Below are 22476 nucleotides of genomic sequence, written 5' to 3' on the forward strand. Positions count from 1 at the left end.
CGGTGTTTAATCGCCTGCATTCCATTTCCGCGCATAAATTTTAAGCAAAAAAAAGCCCGGCAAGGCCGGGCTCTTCTGCATCAAGGCTGCGCTCAGGTCGTGAGCGGCTTGTAGCGGATACGCTTCGGCTTGGCCCCTTCTTCGCCCAGGCGCTTCTTCTTGTCCGCTTCGTATTCCTGGTAGTTACCGTCGAAGAAGGTGACTTGCGAGTTGCCTTCGAAGGCCAGGATGTGGGTCGCGATGCGGTCCAGGAACCAGCGATCGTGCGAGATCACCATCACGCTGCCGGCAAATTCCAGCAAGGCGTCTTCCAGCGCGCGCAGGGTTTCCACGTCGAGGTCGTTCGACGGTTCGTCCAGCAGCAGGACGTTGCCGCCTTGCAGCAGGGTCTTCGCCAGGTGCAGGCGGCCGCGTTCGCCGCCGGACAGGTTGCCGACGATCTTTTGCTGGTCCGAGCCTTTGAAGTTGAAGCGGCCCAGGTAGGCGCGCGACGGCATTTCGAAGCGGCCGACGCTGAGCATGTCGGCGCCGCCGGTGACGTCCTCGAACACCGATTTATTATTCGCCAGCTCGTCGCGGTGCTGGTCGACCAGCGACACCTTGGCCGTCTTGCCGATCACGACTTCGCCGCTGTCCGGCTGTTCCTTACCGGCGATCATTTTAAAGAGGGTCGACTTGCCGGCGCCGTTCGGGCCGATAATGCCGACGATCGCGCCCGGCGGCACGGTGAACGACAGGTTGTCGATCAGCAGGCGGTCGCCGAAAGCTTTGCTGACATTCTTGAATTCGATGACTTCGTTGCCCAGGCGCTCGGCCACGGGAATGAAAATCTCTTGGGTCTCATTGCGCTTCTGGTATTCGAATTCGGACAGTTCGTTGAAGCGGGCCAGACGGGCTTTCGACTTGGCCTGGCGGGCCTTCGGATTCTGGCGCGACCATTCCAGTTCCTTCTGCAAGGCCTTCTGGCGTGCCGATTCGGTCGCTTCTTCCTGTTTCAGACGGGCCTGCTTCTGGTCGAGCCAGGACGAGTAGTTACCCTTCCATGGAATGCCCGAACCGCGGTCCAGTTCCAGGATCCATTCGGCGGCGTTGTCGAGGAAGTAGCGGTCGTGGGTGATGCCGACCACGGTACCCGGGAAGCGCAGCAGGAATTGTTCGAGCCATTCCACGGACTCGGCGTCCAGGTGGTTGGTCGGTTCGTCCAGCAGCAGCATGTCCGGCTTGCTCAGCAGCAGTTTGCACAGCGCCACGCGGCGCTTCTCGCCGCCGGACAGCACACCGATCTTGGCGTCCCAGGGCGGCAGGCGCAGCGCGTCGGCGGCCATTTCCATCTGCAAATTCAGATTGCCGCCGTCGGCCGCGGCGATGATCGACTCCAGGCGTTCCTGTTCTTTCGCCAGCGCGTCGAAGTCCGCGTCTTCTTCGGCATAGGCGGCATAGACCGCTTCCAGCTTGGCTTGCGCCTCGAAGGCTTCGCCGAGGCCCGATTCGACTTCCTGGCGCACGGTTTTTTCCGGATCGAGCTGCGGCTCTTGCGGCAGGTAGCCGATGTTCAGACCCGGCATCGGGCGCGCTTCGCCCTGGATGTCGGTATCGATGCCGGCCATGATCTTTAAAAGCGTGGACTTGCCCGAGCCGTTCAGGCCCAGCACGCCGATCTTCGCGCCCGGGAAAAAGGACAGCGAGATATCTTTCAAGATCTGCCGTTTCGGTGGGACGATTTTGCCCACGCGGTTCATGGTATAGACGTAATTAGCCATTTTTGTGTCTGTAGAAATTCAAGGTGCAAAGGATACGATAGAAGCGCCCCCAGGGGCAGCCCTAACGTGAACTAACGCGAAACTTTCGCTGCCGGCACGGTGCGGCCGCGCTGCAATAAGCCTTCTCCGGCGAACAGGATCAATGCGCTCCAGATCAGGGCGAAGCCGACCAGGCGCTCATTGGTAAACGCTTCCTTGAACAGCAGCACGCCGAGCAGGAACTGGATGGTCGGCCCCAGGTATTGCAGCAGGCCGAGGATCGACAGCGGAATCTTGCGGGCGCCGCTGGCGAACAGCAGCAGGGGGATCGCCGTGATCGGTCCGGCTGCCACCAGCAGCCAGCGCGTGGTATCGGATGCGGTGTTGATGAAAGCATTATCGCCGTGCAGGGTGAGCCAGCCGACATACACGGCGGCGATCGGGAACAGCACCATGGTTTCAAAGGAGAGACCCTCGAGCGCGCCCAAGGCCGCGGTCTTGCGCAGCAGGCCATAGCCGGCGAAGCTGGCAGCCAGTCCGAGCGCGATCCAGGGCACGTTGCCCGCATGCAGGGTCAGCCAGGCGACGCCGAGGGCGGCGATGCCGATCACGGCCCACTGCAGGGGACGCAGCCGTTCTTTCAAGATCAGGAAGCCCAGCATAATGTTGAACAGGGGCGTAATGAAATAGCCCAGGCTGGCATCGATCACGTGGCCGTTGTTGACGGCCCAGATATACAGCAGCCAGTTGCCGGCCAACAGGACGGCCGAGGCAACGAAACTCCAGAACACGCGCGGCTGGCGTACCTGCTCGAGCCAGCGCCATTGTTTCCGGAACGCCAGCACGATCAGCAGGAAGGCGAGCGACCACAGCATGCGGTTGGCAAGGATCTGCAGCGGCGGGACCTCGCCGATGGCGTGGAAATACAAAGGGAACAGGCCCCAGCACAAGAAGGCCAGGGCGGCGGAAAGGATGCCGGTACGCATGAGGGATGGACGAGAAGAGTTGCCAGCCGAGTATTATCGGCGAATTGGCGCGGCCTTGCCGGCCGTCTCCGTTTTGCTCGCCGTCCTGAAAATGGCGAGCTAACGCGCGACCGGCCGAGCCGCCTTCGGGCACACTTGCCATACTACCCACCGTGCGTGCCGGCAGCGCCAACCCAGTATCGAATACTGCTTGCAATTTTCTTGTCGTTATTTTATGGTGCGCCGCACCAGAACAACAATATGGTGCAATCTTGACGTCGCAAAATAATAAAAGCGGCCTGGCGGCCATGACGCTGGCTGCGGTCGGCATCGTCTACGGCGATATCGGTACCAGCCCGCTGTACACCCTCAAGACCATCTTCGATCCCACCCACGGCCTCGCGCTGAACACTCCCAACCTGCTCGGCATCATTTCCCTGATCTTCTGGGGACTGACCCTGATCGTCTCTTTGAAATACGTGACCCTGGTGCTCCGTGCCGACAACCGCGGAGAAGGCGGGATCATGGCGCTGATGGCGCTGGCCCTGAATTCAGTGACCCGCCACTCGGGCTGGCATTACCCCCTGATGGTGGTCGGCGTGTTCGGCGCCACCATGTTCTATGGCGACAGCGTGATCACGCCGGCGATTTCCGTGCTGGGCGCAATCGAGGGCCTGGAAGTGGCGACGCCGGCGCTCTCGCACTACGTCGTGCCGCTGGCGGTGGTGGTGCTGGTCGGCCTGTACAGCCTGCAGCGCCACGGCACCGCCGGCATCGGCCGCTGGTTCGGACCGGTGATGATCGTCTGGTTCGCTGCGCTGGCGATCATGGGCGTGATCAATATCGCGAAAGCGCCGGTGATCCTGCAGGCCCTGAATCCCCTGCACGCGGCGCGCTTCGTCATGGAAAACCAGTTCATCGCTTTCGTCGCCCTGGGCGCCGTGGTGCTGGCCCTGACCGGCGCCGAAGCCCTGTATGCCGACATGGGCCACTTCGGCAAGAAGCCGATCCGCGTCGCCTGGTTCATGATCGTGTTCCCGGCGCTGGCGCTGAATTATCTTGGCCAGGGCGGCCTCCTGATCACCGATCCGACGGCCGTCGAAAATCCCTTCTTCCACCAGCTCGGCACCTGGAGCGTGTATCCCTTGGTCGTGCTGTCGACGATGGCGGCGGTGATCGCCTCGCAGGCGACGATTTCCGGCACCTATTCGATGACGAAACAGGCGATCATGCTCGGCCTGCTGCCGCGCATGCGCATCCTGCACACCTCGGAAAGCGAGATCGGCCAGATTTATATTCCGGCCGTGACCTGGATTCAATTGGCCGTGGTCCTGATCGCCGTGATCGGCTTCGGTTCCTCGGACCGCCTGGCCGGCGCCTACGGCATCGCGGTGACCGCCACCATGCTCGCCACCACCTTGCTGACCTTCTTCGTTACGCGCTACCGCTGGAAGCTGCCGCTGGTCGTATGCCTGGGCGCCACCGGTTTCTTCATGCTGATGGATATCGCCCTGTTCTCGGCCAGCACATTAAAACTGCTGCACGGCGGCTGGTTCCCGCTGCTGCTGGGCGCGATCCTGCTGACCGGCATGCTGACCTGGAAGCGCGGCCGCGAGCTGGTCTTCGAAAACCTGGAAGCGCATGCGATCCCGCTCGACGCCTTCCTTTCGTCCCTGTTCGTCGGGCCGCCCACGCGCGTGCCCGGCACCGCGATCTTCCTGCGCGGAGAAAGCGACGGCGTGCCGCACGCGCTGCTGCACAACCTGTCGCACAACAAGGTCTTGCACGAGCGCGTGGTCTTCCTGACCGTGCATATTCGCGAAGAACCCTGGGTTGCGCCCGCCGAGCAGGTGCAGGTGGTCGAGCTGGGGCACAACTGCTTCCAGCTGAATGTGCACTACGGTTTCAAGGACGAACCGCACATCCCGGACGTGATGCAGCATTGCGCGAGCCTCGGCCTGCCCTTCGAGATGATGGAAACCTCCTTCTTCATCGCGCGCCAGACCGTGATTTCGACCCCGGGCCGCGGCATGGCGCCCTGGCGCGAACACCTGTTCGCCACCATGTCGCGCAATGCCCGCGCCGCCGCCGACTATTACCAGATCCCGCCCAACCGCGTCATCGAGCTCGGCACCCAGGTCGAAATCTGATTCGATACAAAAGCCCGACAAAAAGCGGACACTCTTGTATGCATGGCTCACGTAAGGTACGGTGTTTCTTTTGTTAAACACCTACCTGCGTGAGCCTGTCCATGTCCTATAAATTTCCCCTGCTTGCCGCCTGCTGCGCGGCCCTGTTGAGCCTGAGCGCCTGTGGCGGCGGCGGCGGCGGCGACAGCACGCCGGCAATCCCCGTCAGCAATCCGGCCACGCTGGTGGTGAGCGACAGCGTCGTCGGCACGGGCGCCGTCGCCACCAACGGCAAGAAGCTCAGCGTCAACTACAGCGGCTGGTATTACAGCGCCAGCGCTGTGGATCACAAGGGCGCCCATTTCGAGACCGGCACGGTCAGTTTTACCTTGGGCGTGGGCGACGTGATCGCGGGCTGGGACCAGGGCCTGGCCGGCATGCGTGTGGGCGGCAAGCGCAGCCTGTCGATTCCTTCCACCCTGGCCTACGGCAGCAGCGGCCGCGGTCCGATTCCGCCGAACGCGGGCCTACTGTTCGAGGTCGAGCTGACCAAGGTCGAGTAATCAGCGAGGAGCAAGGCGTGCGGCGCCTCAGCGCAGCATGTCGATGTGCATGATGCCGTCTTCGTCGTACGGGGCGGAGACGGTCTCGAAGCCGAAGCCTTGATAAAACTTTTCGAGGCGCTGCTGGGCGCCGATGCGGATGCGGTGGCCCGGATGCAGGCGCTCGGCGTACTGGATGCCGTGGGCCACCAGTTCGCGCCCTGCGCCGGTGCCGCGCGTGTCGTTGGTGGTCAGGATACGGCCCAGCGACATCTCTTCGTATTTCGCGCCCGGCGCCAGGCAGCGCAGATAGGCGACCAGTACGCGCCGGCCGCCGATGTCGCGCCAGCCGAGCAGGTGGTGGGCGTCGAGGTCGTAGCCGTCGATGTCCGGGTACAGGCAGGTTTGTTCGAGGATGAATACCTGCTGGCGCTGGGCCAGTACTTCATACAGCTCCGCGCCGTTCAGCTCCGCGAAGCTGCTCCATTGCCATTCGATCATTCTGAATCCGTTTATGAAGTGTGGGCCGCCGTCTCGAAGCCTTCGAGTACGTTGACCGTGTGGATGCCGATGTCGGCCTGTTCGCGACCGCCCTCGAACACGAAGGCGGTAGGCAGTCCGAGCCAGGCGATGCGCTCGCCGATGCGCAGCCAGTCGGCGCCGTGCAGCGCAAAAGCGGCCTGCGCGTCGCTCCCTTGCGCGCCCACGCCGAGCGACACCACCAGCGCTTCGGGCGCGGCCATGCCGATCTTGATGCAGGCCGTCTCCAGCGCCGCCAGCCAGTGCGCGGCGTTGGCGCCGCGCGCGAGCGGCAGGTTCATGTTGTAGCCATCGCCCTCGCCGCTGCCCGTCTCGTCGGCGTGGCCGAGATAATACGGGAAGTCGCTGCGCGGATCGGCGTGGAGCGAGACCGTCAGCACGTCGTTGCGGGCATAAAAAATTCCCTGCGTGCCGCTGCCGTGGTGGTAATCGATGTCGAGGATGGCCACGCGTTTGAGGCCGTCGTCGAGCAGGTGCTGGGCGGCCAGCGCCGCATTGTTCAGGAAGCAGCCGCCGCCGAAATAATCGGCGCCGGCATGGTGGCCGGCCGGGCGGGTCAGTGCGAAGCTGCTTTTCCGGCCCAGGCGCAGGGCGTGGGCAGCATTGATCGCGCAGTCGGCCCCCGTCTTGGCCGCATTCCAGGTGCCGGCCGTGAGCGGCGTGGCGTCCATCGAGTACAGGCCGAGGCGTCCCATAAAACTGTCGGGTTCGATGTCGCTGCGCGTGCCCCGGATCGGCCAGTTGGAGGCGGCCGCATCGCGCTCGGCATGCTGCGGATCGAGCGCGCTCCATTCGCTCCAGGCGCTGCGCAAGAAATGCAGGTAGCGCGGGCTGTGGATGCGTTCGAGCGAGACCAGCGGCGCGCGGTGCGGGGTGACGATGTCGCCCAGGCCGCGCCGCTGCAATTCATTGAGAACCAGGTCGACCTGCCCGGACTTTTCGAACGACGCCGGGGCACGCGAAGAATGCGGGCGGTGCTGCGCATGGTGTTCGTTATAAAAAGTGAGCAAGGCCGCTCCGCCGTGGGTCAGGAATGATTACCGCACAGTGTACTGGTGTTGTAGGCGGCGACGAAATCGTCGAAGCTGCCCGTGTCCGTCTGCTCGACGATCGCCTGTTCGGCCAGCGAGGCGGCCGCCATCTCGGCGAACACCGCTTCCTCAGCCGGCATCAAGGGGCTTTCGCGGAAGTAGGCTGCGTGCAGGCGGCTTTGCTGCAGGCCGAAGGCGGCGGCCGAACCGAGTTTGCGCACCTCCATCAGCACCCGCGCCGAAGGCGTTTTATCCGGATCGGCGACCTTGGCCTTTTGCTGGGCCAGCGAGGCTTCGTGCACGCCGCTTTCGTTGTGCTCTTCGTCGAGCAGGCGCGCCAGCGGGCGGATGCGTTCGAGCAGCTCGTCGGCCCAGGCTTGCAAGAACACCTCTTCGCCGTCGCGGGTGAGCGTGAGGCCTGGTTTGCGGCCTTCCTTCACCGTGCGCGCGAAATTGCGGGCGTGGATCTGCCCTTCGGCGGCGCTGATCAGCGGGCTTTCCTCGAGCGTACAGAAGAGTAAAAACGCATCCAGGAAGCGGCCGGTCTCGACGCTGATGCCGATCGGCTCGAACGGGTCGACGTCCAGGCAGCGCACCTCGATGTACTGCACGCCGCGGTTGCACAGCGCCTGCACCGGACGCTCGCCGGTACGGATCACGCGCTTCGGGCGGATCGTCGAATAGTATTCGTTCTCGATCTGCAGGACGTTGGTCGACAGCTGGATCCACTCGCCATCCCTTTTCGTGCCGACTTCCGCATACGGCGCATACGGGCGATTGACCGCATCCATCAGGCTCGTGACGTAGCTCTCTAAACTGTTCTCGTGCGGACGCAGGCCGGATTGGGCATCGTTCTGGTAACCCAGGTCGCTCATGCGCAGGCTGGTCGCGTAGGGCAGGTACAGGGTGTCCTCGGACAGCGTTTCCAGCGCATGCTCGCGGCCGCGCAGGAAGCTCCTGGTGAGCGCCGGCGAGGCGCCGAACAGGTACATCAGCAGCCAGCTGTAGCGGCGGAAGTTGCGGATGGTCGAGAAATAGCTCTCCGACTGAAAGTCGCGCAAGGCGCTGCGCCGCTCTTCCGGCACGCCGTCGCTGGCCAGGATCAGCTTCCACAGCGCTTCGGGCAGCGAATAGTTGTAGTGGATGCCGGCGATGCACTGCATGGCCTTACCGTAGCGCAGCGCCAGGCCGCGCCGGTACACGTGTTTCAGCATGCCGATATTCGACTTGCCATACCAGCCGATCTCGATCTCCTCGTCCGGCGGCAATTCTCCCGGCATCGACGAACTCCACAGCATCTCGTCGCCCAGCTTCGAATAGGCGAAGCGGTGGGTCGCGTCGAGGCGGTGCAGCGCTTCGCCGATGTCGTGCTCGGCCGGGGTGATAAATTCGAGCAGCGCTTCCGCGTAGTCGGTCGTGATCTGCGGATTGGTGAGCGCCGAGCCGAGCTGGACCGGATGAGGCGTGCGCGCGAGCTGGCCCTGCGGGTCGATACGCAAGGTTTCGCGCTCGATGCCGCGCAGGCCCTGGCCAAGCAGGCCACGGTGGGCATCGTCGTCCAGCAGGGCCAGGCGGCGGGTCAGTTGGTTCGACACGGATGTTTCCTTTCTTATACTGCCAATAGCGATTGGGCAGAGAGTAACCGAAAATCGGCCAGCGCGTCGGCGCCAGGCTTATTTCTCCAGGGCGCCAGGCAAGGCCGGCTCGGCGACCGGGCCGGGGTGCTCCAAGGGCGGCGTGATCCCGGCCGCCGGCAGCTCGCCGGGACGCTTGTCGGCGCCCGCTGCGGGTGCGGGCGGCGCGGGTTTGACGGGTGCGGTGGCAGGAGGCGCGGGCGTCTCGGCCGGTGGCTTGACCGGGGCCGGGACCGGCTTTGCCGGTGTAGCGGGAGCGGCAGGCGCGCCCGTTGCAGGCGGCTTGACGGCGGCCGGCGCAGGTGTCGCGGCAGGAGCAGCAGGGGCCGTGGCAGGCGCCGTCGCGGGAGCAGCCGTGGCCGGGGCCTTTGCCGCTTCCGTCGGCGCCGGCGTCTCCGCTGCACCGAGCTGCGCTTGCACCCACTTGCCCATCTCGCGCTCGAGCAGCGGCAGCGGCAGCACGCCGTTGCCGAGCAGGGCGTCATGGAAGCGGCGCACGTCGAAACGCGGTCCCAGCGCGGCCTGCGCCTTTTCGCGCAGGGCCGTGAAACGCAGCTGCCCCGCCTTGTAGCTCAGGGCCTGGGCCGGCTGGGCGATGTAGCGGTCGATCTCGACCTCGTTGTCCTGCAGCGTGTTGGCCGTATTCGCGTTCAGGTAGTCGAGCGCCTGCTGGCGCGGCCAGCCGAGGGCGTGGATGCCGGTGTCGATCACCAGGCGCGCGGCGCGAAACAGCTCGTCGTTCAGGTAGCCGAAGCGGGAGAACGGATCCTTGAAAAAGCCCAGTTCCGGACCCAGGCCCTCGGCATAGGTGGCCCAGCCTTCGCCATAGGCGTCGTTCCAGCCCTTGCGCCGGAAAGCGGGCAATTCGCGCAGCGCGCGGGCGCGCGCCACCTGCAGGTGGTGGCCGGGCACGGCTTCGTGCAGGGCCAGGGTCTCGACTTCCCACAGCGGCTGGCTGCTTAAACGCTCGGTATTCACCACCAGCGCGGCGCTGCGATCCAGCGTGCCGGCTTCGTAATACGCCGCCACCTGGCCGGCGCCGCCCACCTGGCCGAGGCGCTTGACGCCGATGTCTTCCTCGGGAATCGTGCCGAACAGAAGCGGCAGGCGCATGCGGGCGCGCTCGATCACGCGGCGGTAGCGCGCCAGCAGGGCGTCGGCATCTTGCGCAAACAGGCGTTTGTCGCCGCGCGCAAAAGCGAGAAACTGCGGCAGGCTGCCGCGAAAGCCGGTGCGCCGGATGGTGTCCACCATCGCGATGCGGATGCGCGCGACCTCCTTCAAACCCAGCGCATGCAGCTCGGCCGGCGTCATCTCGCTGCCCGTGGCATTGCGGGCCAGGAAGGCGTAATAGCCGGGGCCGCCGGGGAAGCTGGAGGCGCCGAGGGTGTCGCGCGCCGCCGGCAGGTAGTCGGTCTTGATGAAATCTTCGAGCCGGCGCAGGGCGGGGCCGGCGCTGTCGTTCAGCGCCTGGGTGCCGGCGGCCAGCAACTCCTCGCGTAGTTTGGCATCGATGGTGGCGGGAATGCGGCGCAGCGGCGCGCCCAGCGGACCGTCGCCCAGGCGCTCGCGCAGGGCGCGCAACTGCTCGGGGACGGCGCGCATGCTGGCTTTCGGCGCCGTCCAGCCGGTCTTGATCCCTTCGCGCAGCTGCTCGATCAAACCGTCCACGTGCGCGGGCAGGGCGTTCAGGCGCGCGATGTAGTTGCGATAATCCTCCTCGACGGCAAAAGGCGTCTGCGCCACCAGGCGCGGCAGGCGCACTTGCAGGCCGTCCCAGCCGGTGAGCAGCTGCGGGTCGACCAGCGAAAAGGCGAGGGTGGCCAGCTGGCGCTCCTGTTCGAACACGAACAGGTCGAGCGACAGGCGCTCCTGCGCGGTCAGGCCCGCGCGGTCGACGGCGCGCGCCTCGTCGAGCATGGCGCGCAAGTGCTCGCGCCGGGCGCGCACGGCGCTGAGCGACAGGTCGGACAGGCGGTCGTTATAGCGCCGGTCGCCGAGCGTGGTCGCGTATTCCGGCTGGTGTTCCAGGCGCCACTGCCAGTCGCGTTCGAACAGGGCCGCCGCCGGGCCCGGCCCGGCATGGGCATGGGACAGGGCGGACAGCAGGAGCAAGAGGGAGAATAGGCGTCGCATCGGGAGCGGGAGGTGGCGGTGTGAGCATTGTAGCAACGCCGACCGGAAGGCCGCGCACCGGCTGCGGCAGGCTTACGTGCGCCGGCCGCCGCTGACCCGTTCGATCCCTGCCAGGTCGCGCCAGCTTTGCACGTCGGTATAGCCGGCATCCGCCAGTAGGTCCCGCACCGCCTGCGCCTGGTCGTAGCCATGCTCGAGCAGCAGCCAGCCGCCCTGTTCCAGGTGCGCGGGTGCACCCTGGACAATGGTGCGCAGCGCCGATAAACCGTCGGCGAAATCGGTCAGCGCGCCGCTCGGCTCGAAGCGCAAATCGCCCTGCGCGAGGTGTTCGTCGCCGGAGGCGATATACGGAGGGTTCGAGGCGATCAGGTCGAAGGTCTCGCCCGCCAGCGCCGCGAACCAGTCGCTGCGCAGGAAGCGGACCTGGGCCTGATTGGCCGCCGCATTGGCCCGTGCCACATGCAGGGCTTCTTCGCTGACATCCAGCGCCGTGACCTGCGCATCGGGCCGCGTATGCGCCACCGACACGGCGATCGCACCGCTGCCGGTACCCATGTCGAGCAGGCGCGCTTGCGGCGCCAGGCGTTCGAGCGCCAGTTCGACGATCAGTTCCGTATCCGGACGCGGAATCAGCACGGCCAGAGTCACCTGGAAGGGCAAACCGTAAAATTCGCGCTGGCCGACGATGTAGGCGATCGGTTCGCCGGCCAAACGGCGTTCCACCAGCGCAGACAGGCGCGCCGCTTCCTCTTCGGTCAGCACGCGTTCGCCGTTCGTGATCAGCCCGACGCGCGTGAGACCCAGCGCGTGGCACAGCAGGATGCGGTTTTCCAGCGCGTCGAGCGGCAGGCCGGTTTGCAGCGCCCGGATCGTGGCGCCGGCTGCGATCTTCATCGTGCGCGCCGCGTCGAGACCAGCACCCAGACCAGGCCAATCGTCAGCAGCACGAACCAGAGCGCCGACCACTGCGGGATCGACAGGCCGAACAGGCCATCGGTCGCGTTCTCGCACAGGCCGTCGGCCTGGAACAGCCAGGGCAGCAAGGTCGCCGTCGGGATCTTGTTCAGCATCGTTTCCATCGGATCGATACCGCAGGAGAAGCCGGGATTCGCCAGCACATACAGGTGCTTGCCGACCGTTCCCAGTCCACCGAGCGCCGCCAGCAGCGCGATCATCGCCCCGCCACGGATCTTGTGGCTCAGCGCGCCGATGAGAGCGGCAAAGCCGATGCCGAGGAAGGCATAGCGCTGGATCACGCACAGCGGGCAGGGCAGCATGTCGTGCGCGTGCTGCAGGTACAGGGCGACGCCGACCAGCGCGAAGCTGACGAAGGAAATGGCGAACAAGACGGAACGGGAACGTGGCATCGCGTGGGCTTTCGTGATCGAGGATGGGCGATTCTCGCACAGGAGAGAATCGCCCCGCATTTTCACATTGGCAAGACGTTATTGTCTTAACGTGAACTTAATCGCCCAGGGCCGCCAGCAGTTCGGCCTGGTGCTCGGCCGAGAGGGCGTTGGTCAGTTCGCCCAGGTCGCCGTCCATGATGAAATCGAGTTTATACAGCGTCAGGTTGATGCGGTGGTCGGTCAGGCGCCCTTGCGGGAAGTTGTAGGTGCGGATGCGTTCGCTGCGGTCGCCCGAGCCGATCAGGCTCTTGCGGGTGGCCGCCTCTTTCGATTGCTGTTCGCGCAGCTGCACGTCTTTTATACGCGCGGCCAGCACCTTCATCGCTTGCGCCTTGTTCTTGTGCTGGCTGCGGTCGTCCTGGCACTCGACCACGATCCCGGTCGGCAGGTGCGTGATGCGCACGGCCGAATCGGTTTTATTAATGTGCTGGCCGCCGGCGCCCGAGGCGCGATAGGTGTCGATGCGCAGGTCGGCCGGGTTGATGTCGACGTCTTCGACTTCGTCCGCTTCCGGCATCACGGCCACGGTGCAGGCCGAGGTATGGATGCGGCCTTGCGTTTCGGTGGCCGGCACGCGCTGCACGCGGTGGCCGCCCGACTCGAATTTCAGCTTTGAATACACGCCGTTGCCGATCACGCGCACGATGACTTCGCGGTAGCCGCCCAGATCCGAGGGAGATTCCGAGACCATCTCGACCTGCCAGCGGTTGCGTTCGGCGAAGCGGGTGTACATGCGCAGCAGGTCGCCGGCGAACAGCGCCGACTCGTCGCCGCCGGTGCCGGCGCGGATCTCGAGGAAGATGTTGCGCTCGTCGTTGGCGTCCTTCGGCAGCAGCATTTTCTGCAAGTCGAGGTCGAGCGCAGCGAGGCGCGCCTTGGCCGACTCGATCTCTTCCTGCGCGAATTCCTTCATCTCCGGATCGGCCAGCATCTCCTGGGCGGCGGCGATGTCGCCGTTGGCGACCTGGTACTCGTGGTACACGGCGACGAGCGGGCCGATCTCGGCGTGCTCCTTCGTCATCTTCCGATAATTGTCCATGTTGGCGGTGGCGCCTTCATGGCCCAGCAGTTCGTCGAGTTCGACCAGGCGGTTCGCAAGTTGGTCCAGCTTGGCCAGCATCGATGGTTTCATAGCGGTTCGGGAAAGAGTGAAAACGGGAGGCGCATGGCGCCGGGACGCGTCCACGGGGGACGCGAAGCGGAAATAAGGGGACGCTAACGGCGGCCGCGGAACAGCTGCGGCAGCAGGTTCGCCAGGCGCGCGCGTTCGTCGCCTTCGGCGCGGTGCAGCGCCTGCTGCGGACCGTGCAGGAATTTCGCGGTCAGACCTTTCGACAGCGCTTCCAGCACGGCGTCGACGTCTTCGCCTTTGGCGAGGAGTTTACGGGCGCGTTCGAGTTCGGCCAGGCGCAGCGCCTCGCTCGACTCGTGCAGCTGCTGGATCACCGGCACCACGGCGCGGTCGCCGATCCAGTGCATGAAGGAGGCGACCCGGGTCTCGATGATGGCCTCTGCCTGCGCAACGGCGGCCTGCCGGCTTTCCATGCCGGTCTGCACCACTTGCGCCAGGTCGTCGACGGTGTACAGGAACACGTCGTCCAATCGCGCCACTTCCGGCTCGATGTCGCGTGGGACGGCGAGATCGGCCATGAAGACCGGACGATGCCGGCGCGCCTTAATGGCGCGCTCGACCAGGCCGAGGCCGATCAGCGGTAGCGTGGACGCGGTGCAGGAGACGACGATGTCGAACTGGTGCAGTTGCTGCGGCAGGTCGGCCAGGCGGATCGCGCGGCCGTTTAGGCGCGTGGCGAGCGATTCGCCGCGTTCCATGCTGCGGTTGGCGATGGTGATCGATTTCGGGTTCTGGGCCGCGAAGTGGGCGGCGCACAGTTCGATCATCTCGCCGGCGCCGATGAACAGCACGTGCTGGTCCGAAATGCTGTCGAAAATGCGCTGCGACAGGCGCACGCAGGCCGCCGCCATCGAGACGCTGTGGGCGCCGATTTCGGTGGTGGTGCGCACTTCCTTCGCCACTGCAAAACTGCGCTGGAACAGCTGGTGCAGATAGGTGCCGAGGCCCCCGGCTTCCTCGGCCGTGCGCACCGCGTCCTTCATCTGGCCGAGGATCTGCGGCTCGCCCAGCACCATCGAATCGAGGCCCGAGGCGACGCGGAAGGCGTGGCGCACGGCGTCGTCCTGGGGCAGCATGTAGAGGTGCGGGCGCAGCTCGGCGAAATTGAGTGCGTGGTAGTGCGCCAGGAACTGGGCGGAAGCGTCGAGCGGATGCGGCACGCCGCTGGCGGCGTACAGTTCGGTGCGGTTGCAGGTGGAGAGGATGGCCGCTTCATCGCCGCCAGGGGCATCGCCGCCGAAGCGGCCGAACCATTCGCGCGCCGCGTGGACGGCCCGTCCCAGCTGTTCGGGCCCGAGCGCCAGCTGCTCGCGCAGCGAGACCGGTGCGGTCGTGTGGTTCAGGCCAACGGCGAGCAGTTGCATGCTGGAGGAAATGGGGAAACGGACAGGCCCATTATACCCGCATGCGCGCAGGCTTTCATGGGCTCGTAGGGTGGGCACTCTGTGCCCACGCGGAACGTTGCACAGCGGTGGCCAACGGGGCGATAACGGCGGTGGGCACGGGGCGCCCACCCTACGAATTATTGCGCCCCCAGCTTTTCCAGGCGATAACCGTAGCTATACACCGGCACCAGCCTGAAACCGTTTTCCGGACGCAGACTGAGCTTGTTGCGCACGCGCGAAACGTGGGTGTCCATGGTGCGCGACGGCACGGCCGTTTCGCGGACCCAGACCGATTCGTGGATGTAGGCACGCGACAGCGGGCGGCCGATATTCCGGAAGAACAGCAGGGCCAGATAAAACTCTTTCTGGGTGACGTCGATGACGCTGCCGTCCTTCAGCAGGCGGCCCGGGCGCGTTTCGAACACGTAGGAGCCGAATTGCAGCTGTTCGGTGCCGGTCTGGGCCGGGTAGGCGCGGCGCAGCAGGGCCGAGACGCGCGCCACCAGTTCGCCGCGGCGCAGCGGTTTGACCAGGTAGTCGTCGGCGCCGGCGGTCATGCCGGCCACGATGTCGTCTTCGGCGTTGCCGCTGACGAGGAACATCGCCGGTGCGTCGGGCGACATTTTTTCCTTGGCGCGGCGCAGGATGTCGGCGGCTTCGAGGTCGCCGGTGGGCCAGTCCATGATCAGGAGGTCAGTGCTGTCCTTGCGCATCTGCGCCAGCATTTCCTTGCCATTGTCAAAAAACTGGCAGCTATGGCCAGCGGCGCTGAGCACCTGGCAAACCAGGTCTGCCTGGCTACGGTCACTATCGAGGACGGCTATTCTCATGGAGGCACGCAATTGTTAAAGTCGTACTGTAGGAGCCCTCCTACAAGGTTAAACCGACTATAACAGACTTTCACAAAATAATGCTACTCGTAAACTTCTGTTTTTGATCGCGGAGCCAGTCGGGGAGCCCGATTGCGGGTGTATGCAGGGTGTGTAGCCCGGTAAAGACTCAATTTCGACAGTTCGATGATGTAGGAGTGCAGCTTGCCCGAATGCGGCTGAAATGCAACATTCACGACAAAAAAACAACATCTTTTGCCGGCATCACAGCTTTGTGTCGTATTCGAGAAAAAGGCGGGCGGAAAAACAAACGGCAGCGCGAGGCTGCCGTTGTGGGAGAGGGCGGCGGGACTCAGGCGTCCGGCAGCACCACGTTGACGTCGAGCACTTCCAGGTTGCCCTGGCGGTCGAGCGAGATCTTGATGTCGTCCGCGTTGACCTTGGTGTACTTCGAAATCACTTCGATCAGTTCGCGGTGCAGCGCCGGCAGGAAGTCGGGGCCGGCACGGTTGGTGCGCTCGCGGGCGATGATGATCTGCAGCCGTTCCTTGGCTGCGTTCGCGCTCTTCTTCTTTTCGGGGAACAGGAATGAGAGCAGGGCCATATCACTTGGTTCCAAAGATGCGCTGCAGCAGGCCCGGCTTTTCGTAGTTCGTGAAGCGCAGCGGACGTTCTTCGCCCAGGAAGCGGGCGACCACGTCTTCATAGGCTTCGGCCACGTCGGTGCCCTTGAAGTGAATTGCCGGATTGCCCTGGTTCGAGGCGTGCAGCACCGATTCCGATTCCGGGATGATGCCGATCAGCGGAATGCGCAGAATTTCCTGCACGTCCTGGTAAGAGAGCATTTCGTCGTTTTCGACGCGCTTCGGCGAATAGCGGGTAATCAAGAGGTGCTCCTTGACCGGCTCGCCGCCGGTCTGGGCGCGGCGCGACTTGGCCTGGATGATGCCGAGGATGCGGTCCGAATCGCGCACTGAGGACACTTCCGGGTTGGTCACGATCAGCGCCTCGTCGGCGAAGGTCAGGGCCATCAGGGCGCCGTGCTCGATGCCGGCCGGCGAATCGCAGATGATGTACTCGAAGCCCATCTGGATCAGCTCGTTGAGCACGCGTTCGATGCCGTCTTCCGACAGGGCATCCTTGTCGCGCGTTTGCGACGCCGGCAGGATGAACAGGTTTTCGCAGTGCTTGTCCTTGATCAGGGCCTGGTTCAGCGTCGCTTCGCCATTCACCACGTTGACCAGGTCGTACACCACGCGGCGTTCGCAGCCCATGATCAGGTCGAGGTTACGCAGGCCGACGTCGAAGTCCAGCACGGCGGTCTTGTGGCCGCGCAGGGCCAGGCCGGTAGAGAAGCTTGCGCTCGAGGTGGTTTTGCCCACGCCGCCCTTGCCGGACGTCACAACAATAATTCTTGCCACAAAAATGTCCTTTACAGTATCTGGTCTATGTCTTGCCTATGCGCGCGACGAAGCCGGAGTCAGCGATGCGAAGTAAGAGATGATATATCGATCCGGTCGCCGACCAGGCGAATTTGTGCCGGCTGGCGTGCCAGCTCGGCCGGGAAGCCGTCGTCGAAGGTGCGGTACACGCCGGCGATCGACACCAGTTCCGGCTGCAGCGACAAGCCGAAGATGCGCGACTGCGCATTCCCGGAGGCGCCGGCCAGCGCGCGGCCGTGCATCGGCGCATACACGTGGATGCTGCCGTCGGCGATGATTTCGGCGCCATTGTTCACCGCTGCCGTGATGATCAGGTCGCAGCCGCGCGCATACACGCGCTGGCCGGCACGCACCGGGGTGTCGACGATCATCGCCGGCAGCGCCACCGTCTGCGGCGCCTGCGGCTGCGGTGCCGGCTGGGGCGCCGGCGCGGCCACCGGGGCGATGCTCACGGCGGCGCTGGCCGCGGTGGCGGCCGCCACGTCTTCGCGCGCACGGTCGGCGCCGGCGGCGCCATCGTCGAGCGCCAGGCCGAGGGCCTTGACGGCCTCGCTCATGTCCGGCGTCGCGCCGCGCACGGCGACCGCGTTCAGGCGGTATTTCTTCAGCAGGTCGACCAGCGCGCGCCAGTCGATGTAAGGCGTCTCGGCGGCAATGGCGCCGACGTCGATCACCGCGAATTCATCGTCGAAGAAGTCCGAGACGCCGCCGGTCATTTGCTTGAGGGCCGCATCGATCGCAATCGGGTCGCTCGAGTGGAGGATCGCGGAGATCGCGACGACCGTGGAAATCTTGATTTCGATGGGCAGGCTGGACGGGCTTTTCGACATAAACGGTTCAGGTTGGATTAGCCCGTGCATTCTACTGTGAAATTTGCTGAAAAGGGAGGCATTTCCCCCATCATTCCATAGGGCAACTGGGGCTGCAGCGGCGTTCCTTACTTTGCTGGAAATCATCGTGTGGAAACCCCTTATCAACCTATCGGCTTTACTGGTTGTTTTCCGTGGATAAGCTGATAAGATTGACTTCGCTCAAACGTAAACGCAGGCGAGAAACCTAACATCCGAGGTTTCCGCCGGGCCGAATCGGCAGCCACGTATCCCACCAGGGTACCCACCTATCGCCATAGAGCGCATCGAGCGTATTGCTGCCTATCAACCTGGCTCAGCCAGAACTGGAGAGAACAATGGAAGACGTCGTCATCGTAGCCGCCGGCCGCACCGCGGTCGGCAAATTCGGCGGGTCCCTCGCCAAGATCCCCGCCGCCGAACTCGGCGCGCAAGTGATTCGCCAGCTGCTGGCGAAAACCGGCATCGATCCCGCCACCGTGAGCGAAGTCATCATGGGCCAGGTGCTGACCGCCGGCGCCGGCCAGAACCCGGCACGCCAGGCCGTCATCAAGGCCGGCTTGCCCGACATGGTGCCGGCGTACACCATCAACAAAGTCTGCGGCAGCGGCCTGAAGGCGACCCATCTCGCCACCCAGGCGATCCGCTGCGGCGACGCCAGCATCGTGATTGCCGGCGGCCAGGAAAACATGAGCGCCTCGCCGCACGTGCTGAACGGCTCGCGCGACGGCTTCCGCATGGGCGACGCCAAACTGGTCGACACCATGATCGTGGACGGCCTGTGGGACGTGTACAACCAGTACCACATGGGCGTCACCGCCGAGAACGTCGCACGCAAGTATGAGATCTCGCGCGCCGAGCAGGACGAGTTCGCGCTGAATTCGCAACTGAAGGCCGAAGCCGCGCAGGCCGCCGGCAAGTTCAAGGACGAGATCATCCCGGTCGAGATCGCTTCGAAGAAGGGCACCGTCGTGTTCGATACCGACGAGTATCCGAAAGCGGGCAGCACGATCGAGGCGCTGGCCAGCCTGCGTCCGGCCTTCAACAAGGAAGGCACCGTCACCGCCGGCAACGCCTCCGGCCTGAACGACGGCGCCGCCGCCGTGATCATGATGAGCGCCTCGAAAGCGCGCGAACTGGGCCTGACCCCGCTGGCGCGCATCAAGGCCTATTCGTCCTCGGGCCTGGACCCGACCATCATGGGCATGGGCCCGGTGTCGGCTTCGCGCCTGTGCCTGCAAAAGGCCGGCTGGACCCATGACCAGGTCGACCTGATGGAAATCAACGAAGCCTTTGCCGCGCAAGCGGTGGCGGTCAACAAGGAAATGGGCTGGGATACGTCGAAGATCAACGTCAACGGCGGCGCCATCGCACTGGGCCACCCGATCGGCGCGTCCGGTGCGCGCGTGCTGGTGACCCTGCTGCACGAAATGATCCGGCGCGATGCCAAGCGCGGCCTGGCCAGCCTGTGCATCGGCGGCGGTATGGGCGTGGCGCTGGCGGTCGAGCGCGACTGAAGCATGCTTTTGTAGTGAAGTATCGGGGCCTTGAGAAACCGTAGCGAGCGGAAGGAGTGTTGGCTGAGGAGCGGAGCTGTACGAATGTACAGCGAGCACCGCAGGCCGACACTCCGACGCGCAGTAGGTTTATCAAGGCCACCTCAGATAAAAACTCAGGAGAAGACAAATGGCACGAGTTGCATTGGTAACGGGTGGTATGGGCGGCCTGGGTGAGGCCGTGTGCATCAAGCTGGCGGCACTCGGGTACACGGTGGTCACGACCCACTCGCCGGGCAACACCAAGGCCGAGGGCTGGCTGGCCTCGATGCGCGACCAGGGTTTCAGTTTCAAGGCCTATCCCTGCGACGTGGCCGACTACGAGTCGGCGCAAGCCTGCGTCAAGCAGGTCGAGCAGGAAGTCGGTCCGGTCGACGTGCTGGTGAATAACGCCGGCATCACGCGCGACATGACCTTCAAGAAGATGGATAAAGTGAACTGGGACGCGGTCATCAAGACCAACCTCGATTCCGTGTTCAACATGACCAAGCCCGTCTGCGACGGCATGGTCGAGCGCGGCTGGGGCCGGATCATCAACATCTCCTCGGTCAACGGCCAGAAGGGCGCGTTCGGCCAGACCAACTACTCGGCCGCGAAAGCCGGCATGCACGGTTTCACGAAAGCGCTGGCGCTGGAAGTGGCGCGCAAGGGCGTGACCGTAAACACCATCTCGCCAGGCTACATCGGCACCAAGATGGTGATGGAGATCCCGAGCGAAGTCCTGGAAAGCAAGATCATCCCGCAAATCCCGATGGGCCGTCTCGGCAAGCCGGATGAAGTCGCCGGCCTGGTCGCCTACCTGTCGTCGGACGAAGCGGCATTCGTGACCGGCGCCAACATCGCCATCAACGGCGGTCAGCACATGTCTTAATTGTGGCTGGGCGCGCGAACATAGGCGCTTGAGTTGAAAACCGGCCCGGACGAGCAATCGTCCAGGCCGGTTTTTTCAGGAAGGCAGCGTCGTCAAGCTGCCTGCTGGTCTTCGGAAGTCGGTTTATTAACATCCTGGGCAACCTGACCGTTGTGTAGGACAATTACACGCTCTGCCATCTGGATCGTTTCAGGACGATGGGCAACGATGATGCGGGTCAGCGGGATCTTTTGGATGGCCTGGTTGACGGCTTGTTCATTCCACACATCCAGATGGCTGGTCGCTTCGTCCAGAACCAGAATTTTCGGGTCCTTGTATAACGCCCGTGCCAATAGGATGCGCTGCTTCTGCCCGCCCGACAGGCCGGTGCCAATATCGCCGATCAGCGTATTGAAGGCCATCGGCATAGCGGCGATCTCGGGCGCGATGGCAGCAAGCTCGGCGCAGCCGTAGACCCGCTGCATATCGACCATCGGATCGAAAAAGCTGATGTTGTCCGCGATCGATCCAGCAAACAGGGTGTCGTCCTGCATCACCGTGCCCAGCATTTGGCGGTAGTTCGACAGGCCAAGCGTACCTAAGGGCATTCCACCGATACGGATTTCGCCCCCGGTCGGCGTAAGCAGGCCAAGCAGCAGCTTCATTAGGGTCGTCTTGCCGCAGCCAGAAGGTCCGGTGATCGCTATGGATTGCCCGGCTGGGATGCTGAGGTTGAGTTCGTGGATGACCTCGGGCTCGCTGTCGGAATAGCGGAAACTCAGGTTATTGATCTCGATCGAGGGCATGATATGGCTCGCGTCGACTTCGGCTGCATCATCATCGCGTTCCGCTTCGGCCAGCACGATGTCGGCCACGCGCTCGCCATGCAGGCGCATCATCCGCAGCTCGAACAACTTATCGATCAGGCTCGCCGTGCGCTGGCTGAACTGGTCCTTGTAGCTGATGAAGGCGAACACCATTCCGACCGAGAATTCATTGCTGAGCACCGCAAGGGCTGCGAGCCAGATCACAATGACGCGCTCGCCGCTGAACAGAAGGGTGTTGGTTGTCTGATACGAGACCGACAGCTTGGCGATACGGAGATGGGCATTGAATTCGTCGGTCAGCGAGTTCATCCAGCCTGAGCGGCGCTCTTCGCTGCGTCCGAATAGCCGGATACTCTGCATGCCACGGACCGTCTCCATGAAGTGGCTCTGCTGTTTGGCGGCGTGGATGATCTGCTCTGAGTTTGCATCGCGCAGGGGGCGGAATATTGCCCAGCGCAGCAGCGCGTACAGCAACACGGCGATGCAGGCCACGGCTGCCAGCGTTGTGCTATAGAGGAGCATCATGACCAAGGTGCCCAGCACCAGTATGCCGTCGATGATCCCTTCGACGAATTGGGTCGTCAGGCTGGTCTGGATCTGCTGGATTGAACTGAAGCGCGAGACGATGTCGCCGGTGTGGCGCTTCTCGAAGTAGGGCAGCGGCAGCTTCAGAAGGTGGACAAAGGCATTGCCCAGCCATTGCAGGTTCAGGCTGGTGGATAGCACCGTCGTCACCCAGGAACGCACGGCCCCGATTGCGGTCTGTAGCAGGACGAGCAACAGAAAGCCGCAGCCAAGTACTGTGATCAGGTCGCGGTCTGATGCTAGCAGGGCTTCGTCCACGATCCACTGCATGTAGAAGGGGGCGATCAGGGCGCACACCTGTAGGGCCAGGCCGAGCGCGAGCAGCTGGAGCAGGCCGCGGCGCAGGCCGACCACATGACCCATAAGGGAAACCAAAGAAAATTGCTGGCGTTCTTCCTTGGCGGTGAACTGGGCGGTTGGCGTCAGCTCGAGCGCGATGCCGGTAAAGTGCTTGGCGAACTCGTCCAGTGCCATGCGCCGTTCGCCGACGGCAGGGTCGTGCACGACGACATGGGTGGCCCAGACCGATTCGAGCACGACAAAGTGGTTCAGGTCCCAGTGCAGAATACAGGGCAACTTCAGTTCGGGCAGGTGCTGCAAGTCCAGCTTAAGCGGGCGTGTTTGCAAGGACAGACCGCTCGCGATCGCCATCAAGCCTTTCAGATTTATGCCCTTCATCGACACGGAGAAGCGGCGGCGCATGCTTGGGATATCGGTCCGATGACCCCAATAGCTGGCGACCATCGCTATGCATGCCAAGCCACATTCGGCCCCTTCGGTCTGGAGCAGTACAGGTAGTCGACGGCTGCTCCAAAAAGTTAGCTCGGGAAGAATAGAAAATCGCATGATTCAGTTGTCATCACAAGTTGGGCTAGCCACGCATCAGGCGGTGGTCG

General features: G+C 64.0%; 19 protein-coding genes. 4 read left to right on the forward strand and 15 right to left on the reverse strand.

Annotated elements, in window-relative coordinates:
* Positions 1-92 precede the first annotated feature (92 nt).
* Positions 93-1760: an energy-dependent translational throttle protein EttA gene (gene ettA, locus ACFPQ5_RS05160; RefSeq protein WP_379752202.1), complete on the reverse strand. Its 1668-nt coding sequence runs from the start codon at positions 1758-1760 to the stop codon at positions 93-95.
* A gap of 71 nt (positions 1761-1831) precedes the next feature.
* Positions 1832-2725 (reverse strand): EamA family transporter RarD, encoded by an 894-nt coding sequence (gene rarD / locus ACFPQ5_RS05165; protein ID WP_379752203.1) that lies wholly within the window; start codon positions 2723-2725, stop codon positions 1832-1834.
* A gap of 251 nt (positions 2726-2976) precedes the next feature.
* On the opposite strand from rarD, the gene ACFPQ5_RS05170 reads away from it, so the two are divergent.
* Together ACFPQ5_RS05170 and ACFPQ5_RS05175 are read left to right on the forward strand one after the other, a co-directional pair.
* On the forward strand, positions 2977-4854 hold the full coding sequence (locus ACFPQ5_RS05170; protein WP_379752204.1) for a potassium transporter Kup: 1878 nt from the start codon (positions 2977-2979) through the stop codon (positions 4852-4854).
* Between the two features lie 101 nt (positions 4855-4955).
* Positions 4956-5396 (forward strand): FKBP-type peptidyl-prolyl cis-trans isomerase, encoded by a 441-nt coding sequence (locus tag ACFPQ5_RS05175; RefSeq protein ID WP_379752205.1) that lies wholly within the window; start codon positions 4956-4958, stop codon positions 5394-5396.
* A 27-nt stretch (positions 5397-5423) separates the two neighbouring features.
* Here ACFPQ5_RS05175 and ACFPQ5_RS05180 read toward each other — a convergent pair whose 3' ends face one another.
* The 12 genes from ACFPQ5_RS05180 to minC form a co-directional block, all read right to left on the reverse strand.
* Positions 5424-5876: a GNAT family N-acetyltransferase gene (locus tag ACFPQ5_RS05180; protein ID WP_379752206.1), complete on the reverse strand. Its 453-nt coding sequence runs from the start codon at positions 5874-5876 to the stop codon at positions 5424-5426.
* Between the two features lie 11 nt (positions 5877-5887).
* Positions 5888-6925 carry a histone deacetylase family protein gene (locus ACFPQ5_RS05185; RefSeq protein ID WP_379752207.1) on the reverse strand — a complete coding sequence of 346 codons (1038 nt, stop codon included), beginning with the start codon at positions 6923-6925 and terminating at the stop codon, positions 5888-5890.
* 17 nt (positions 6926-6942) lie between these two features.
* Positions 6943-8541: a glutamate--cysteine ligase gene (gshA, locus tag ACFPQ5_RS05190; protein ID WP_379752208.1), complete on the reverse strand. Its 1599-nt coding sequence runs from the start codon at positions 8539-8541 to the stop codon at positions 6943-6945.
* Between the two features lie 78 nt (positions 8542-8619).
* On the reverse strand, positions 8620-10716 hold the full coding sequence (locus tag ACFPQ5_RS05195) for a DUF885 domain-containing protein (protein ID WP_379752209.1): 2097 nt from the start codon (positions 10714-10716) through the stop codon (positions 8620-8622).
* Positions 10717-10788: 72 nt separating this feature from the next.
* Entirely contained in the window at positions 10789-11610 is an 822-nt protein-coding gene (gene prmC / locus ACFPQ5_RS05200) for a peptide chain release factor N(5)-glutamine methyltransferase (protein ID WP_379752210.1), read from the reverse strand.
* The gene (locus ACFPQ5_RS05205; protein WP_379752211.1) at positions 11607-12083 is read right to left on the reverse strand and encodes a disulfide bond formation protein B; all 477 of its coding nucleotides are present in this window, start codon (positions 12081-12083) and stop codon (positions 11607-11609) included. The genes prmC and ACFPQ5_RS05205 overlap by 4 nt, the downstream gene beginning before the upstream one ends.
* A 97-nt stretch (positions 12084-12180) precedes the next feature.
* The gene (gene prfA / locus ACFPQ5_RS05210; protein WP_379752212.1) at positions 12181-13257 is read right to left on the reverse strand and encodes a peptide chain release factor 1; all 1077 of its coding nucleotides are present in this window, start codon (positions 13255-13257) and stop codon (positions 12181-12183) included.
* Positions 13258-13340: 83 nt separating this feature from the next.
* Complete coding sequence (gene hemA / locus ACFPQ5_RS05215; protein WP_379752213.1) at positions 13341-14621, reverse strand: glutamyl-tRNA reductase; 1281 nt, start codon at positions 14619-14621, stop codon at positions 13341-13343.
* Between the two features lie 158 nt (positions 14622-14779).
* The gene (locus tag ACFPQ5_RS05220; protein ID WP_379752214.1) at positions 14780-15472 is read right to left on the reverse strand and encodes a response regulator transcription factor; all 693 of its coding nucleotides are present in this window, start codon (positions 15470-15472) and stop codon (positions 14780-14782) included.
* Positions 15473-15824: 352 nt separating this feature from the next.
* Complete coding sequence (minE, locus tag ACFPQ5_RS05225; RefSeq protein WP_136221750.1) at positions 15825-16076, reverse strand: cell division topological specificity factor MinE; 252 nt, start codon at positions 16074-16076, stop codon at positions 15825-15827.
* A gap of 1 nt (position 16077) precedes the next feature.
* On the reverse strand, positions 16078-16893 hold the full coding sequence (gene minD, locus ACFPQ5_RS05230) for a septum site-determining protein MinD (RefSeq protein ID WP_379752215.1): 816 nt from the start codon (positions 16891-16893) through the stop codon (positions 16078-16080).
* 59 nt (positions 16894-16952) lie between these two features.
* Positions 16953-17744, reverse strand: coding sequence for a septum site-determining protein MinC (gene minC, locus ACFPQ5_RS05235; protein WP_379752216.1), 792 nt, complete (start codon positions 17742-17744; stop codon positions 16953-16955).
* Between the two features lie 356 nt (positions 17745-18100).
* On the opposite strand from minC, the gene ACFPQ5_RS05240 reads away from it, so the two are divergent.
* Both ACFPQ5_RS05240 and phbB read left to right on the forward strand, forming a co-directional pair.
* Positions 18101-19279 carry an acetyl-CoA C-acetyltransferase gene (locus tag ACFPQ5_RS05240; protein ID WP_379752217.1) on the forward strand — a complete coding sequence of 393 codons (1179 nt, stop codon included), beginning with the start codon at positions 18101-18103 and terminating at the stop codon, positions 19277-19279.
* Between the two features lie 169 nt (positions 19280-19448).
* Positions 19449-20189 carry an acetoacetyl-CoA reductase gene (gene phbB / locus ACFPQ5_RS05245; RefSeq protein ID WP_379752218.1) on the forward strand — a complete coding sequence of 247 codons (741 nt, stop codon included), beginning with the start codon at positions 19449-19451 and terminating at the stop codon, positions 20187-20189.
* A 92-nt stretch (positions 20190-20281) separates the two neighbouring features.
* Here the strand turns inward: phbB and ACFPQ5_RS05250 are convergent, their stop codons facing one another.
* Positions 20282-22426 (reverse strand): peptidase domain-containing ABC transporter, encoded by a 2145-nt coding sequence (locus ACFPQ5_RS05250; RefSeq protein ID WP_379752219.1) that lies wholly within the window; start codon positions 22424-22426, stop codon positions 20282-20284.
* Positions 22427-22476 lie beyond the last annotated feature (50 nt).

The organism is Massilia suwonensis (genome assembly GCF_042655665.1).
Classification (GTDB): Bacteria; Pseudomonadota; Gammaproteobacteria; order Burkholderiales; family Burkholderiaceae_D; genus Telluria; species Telluria suwonensis.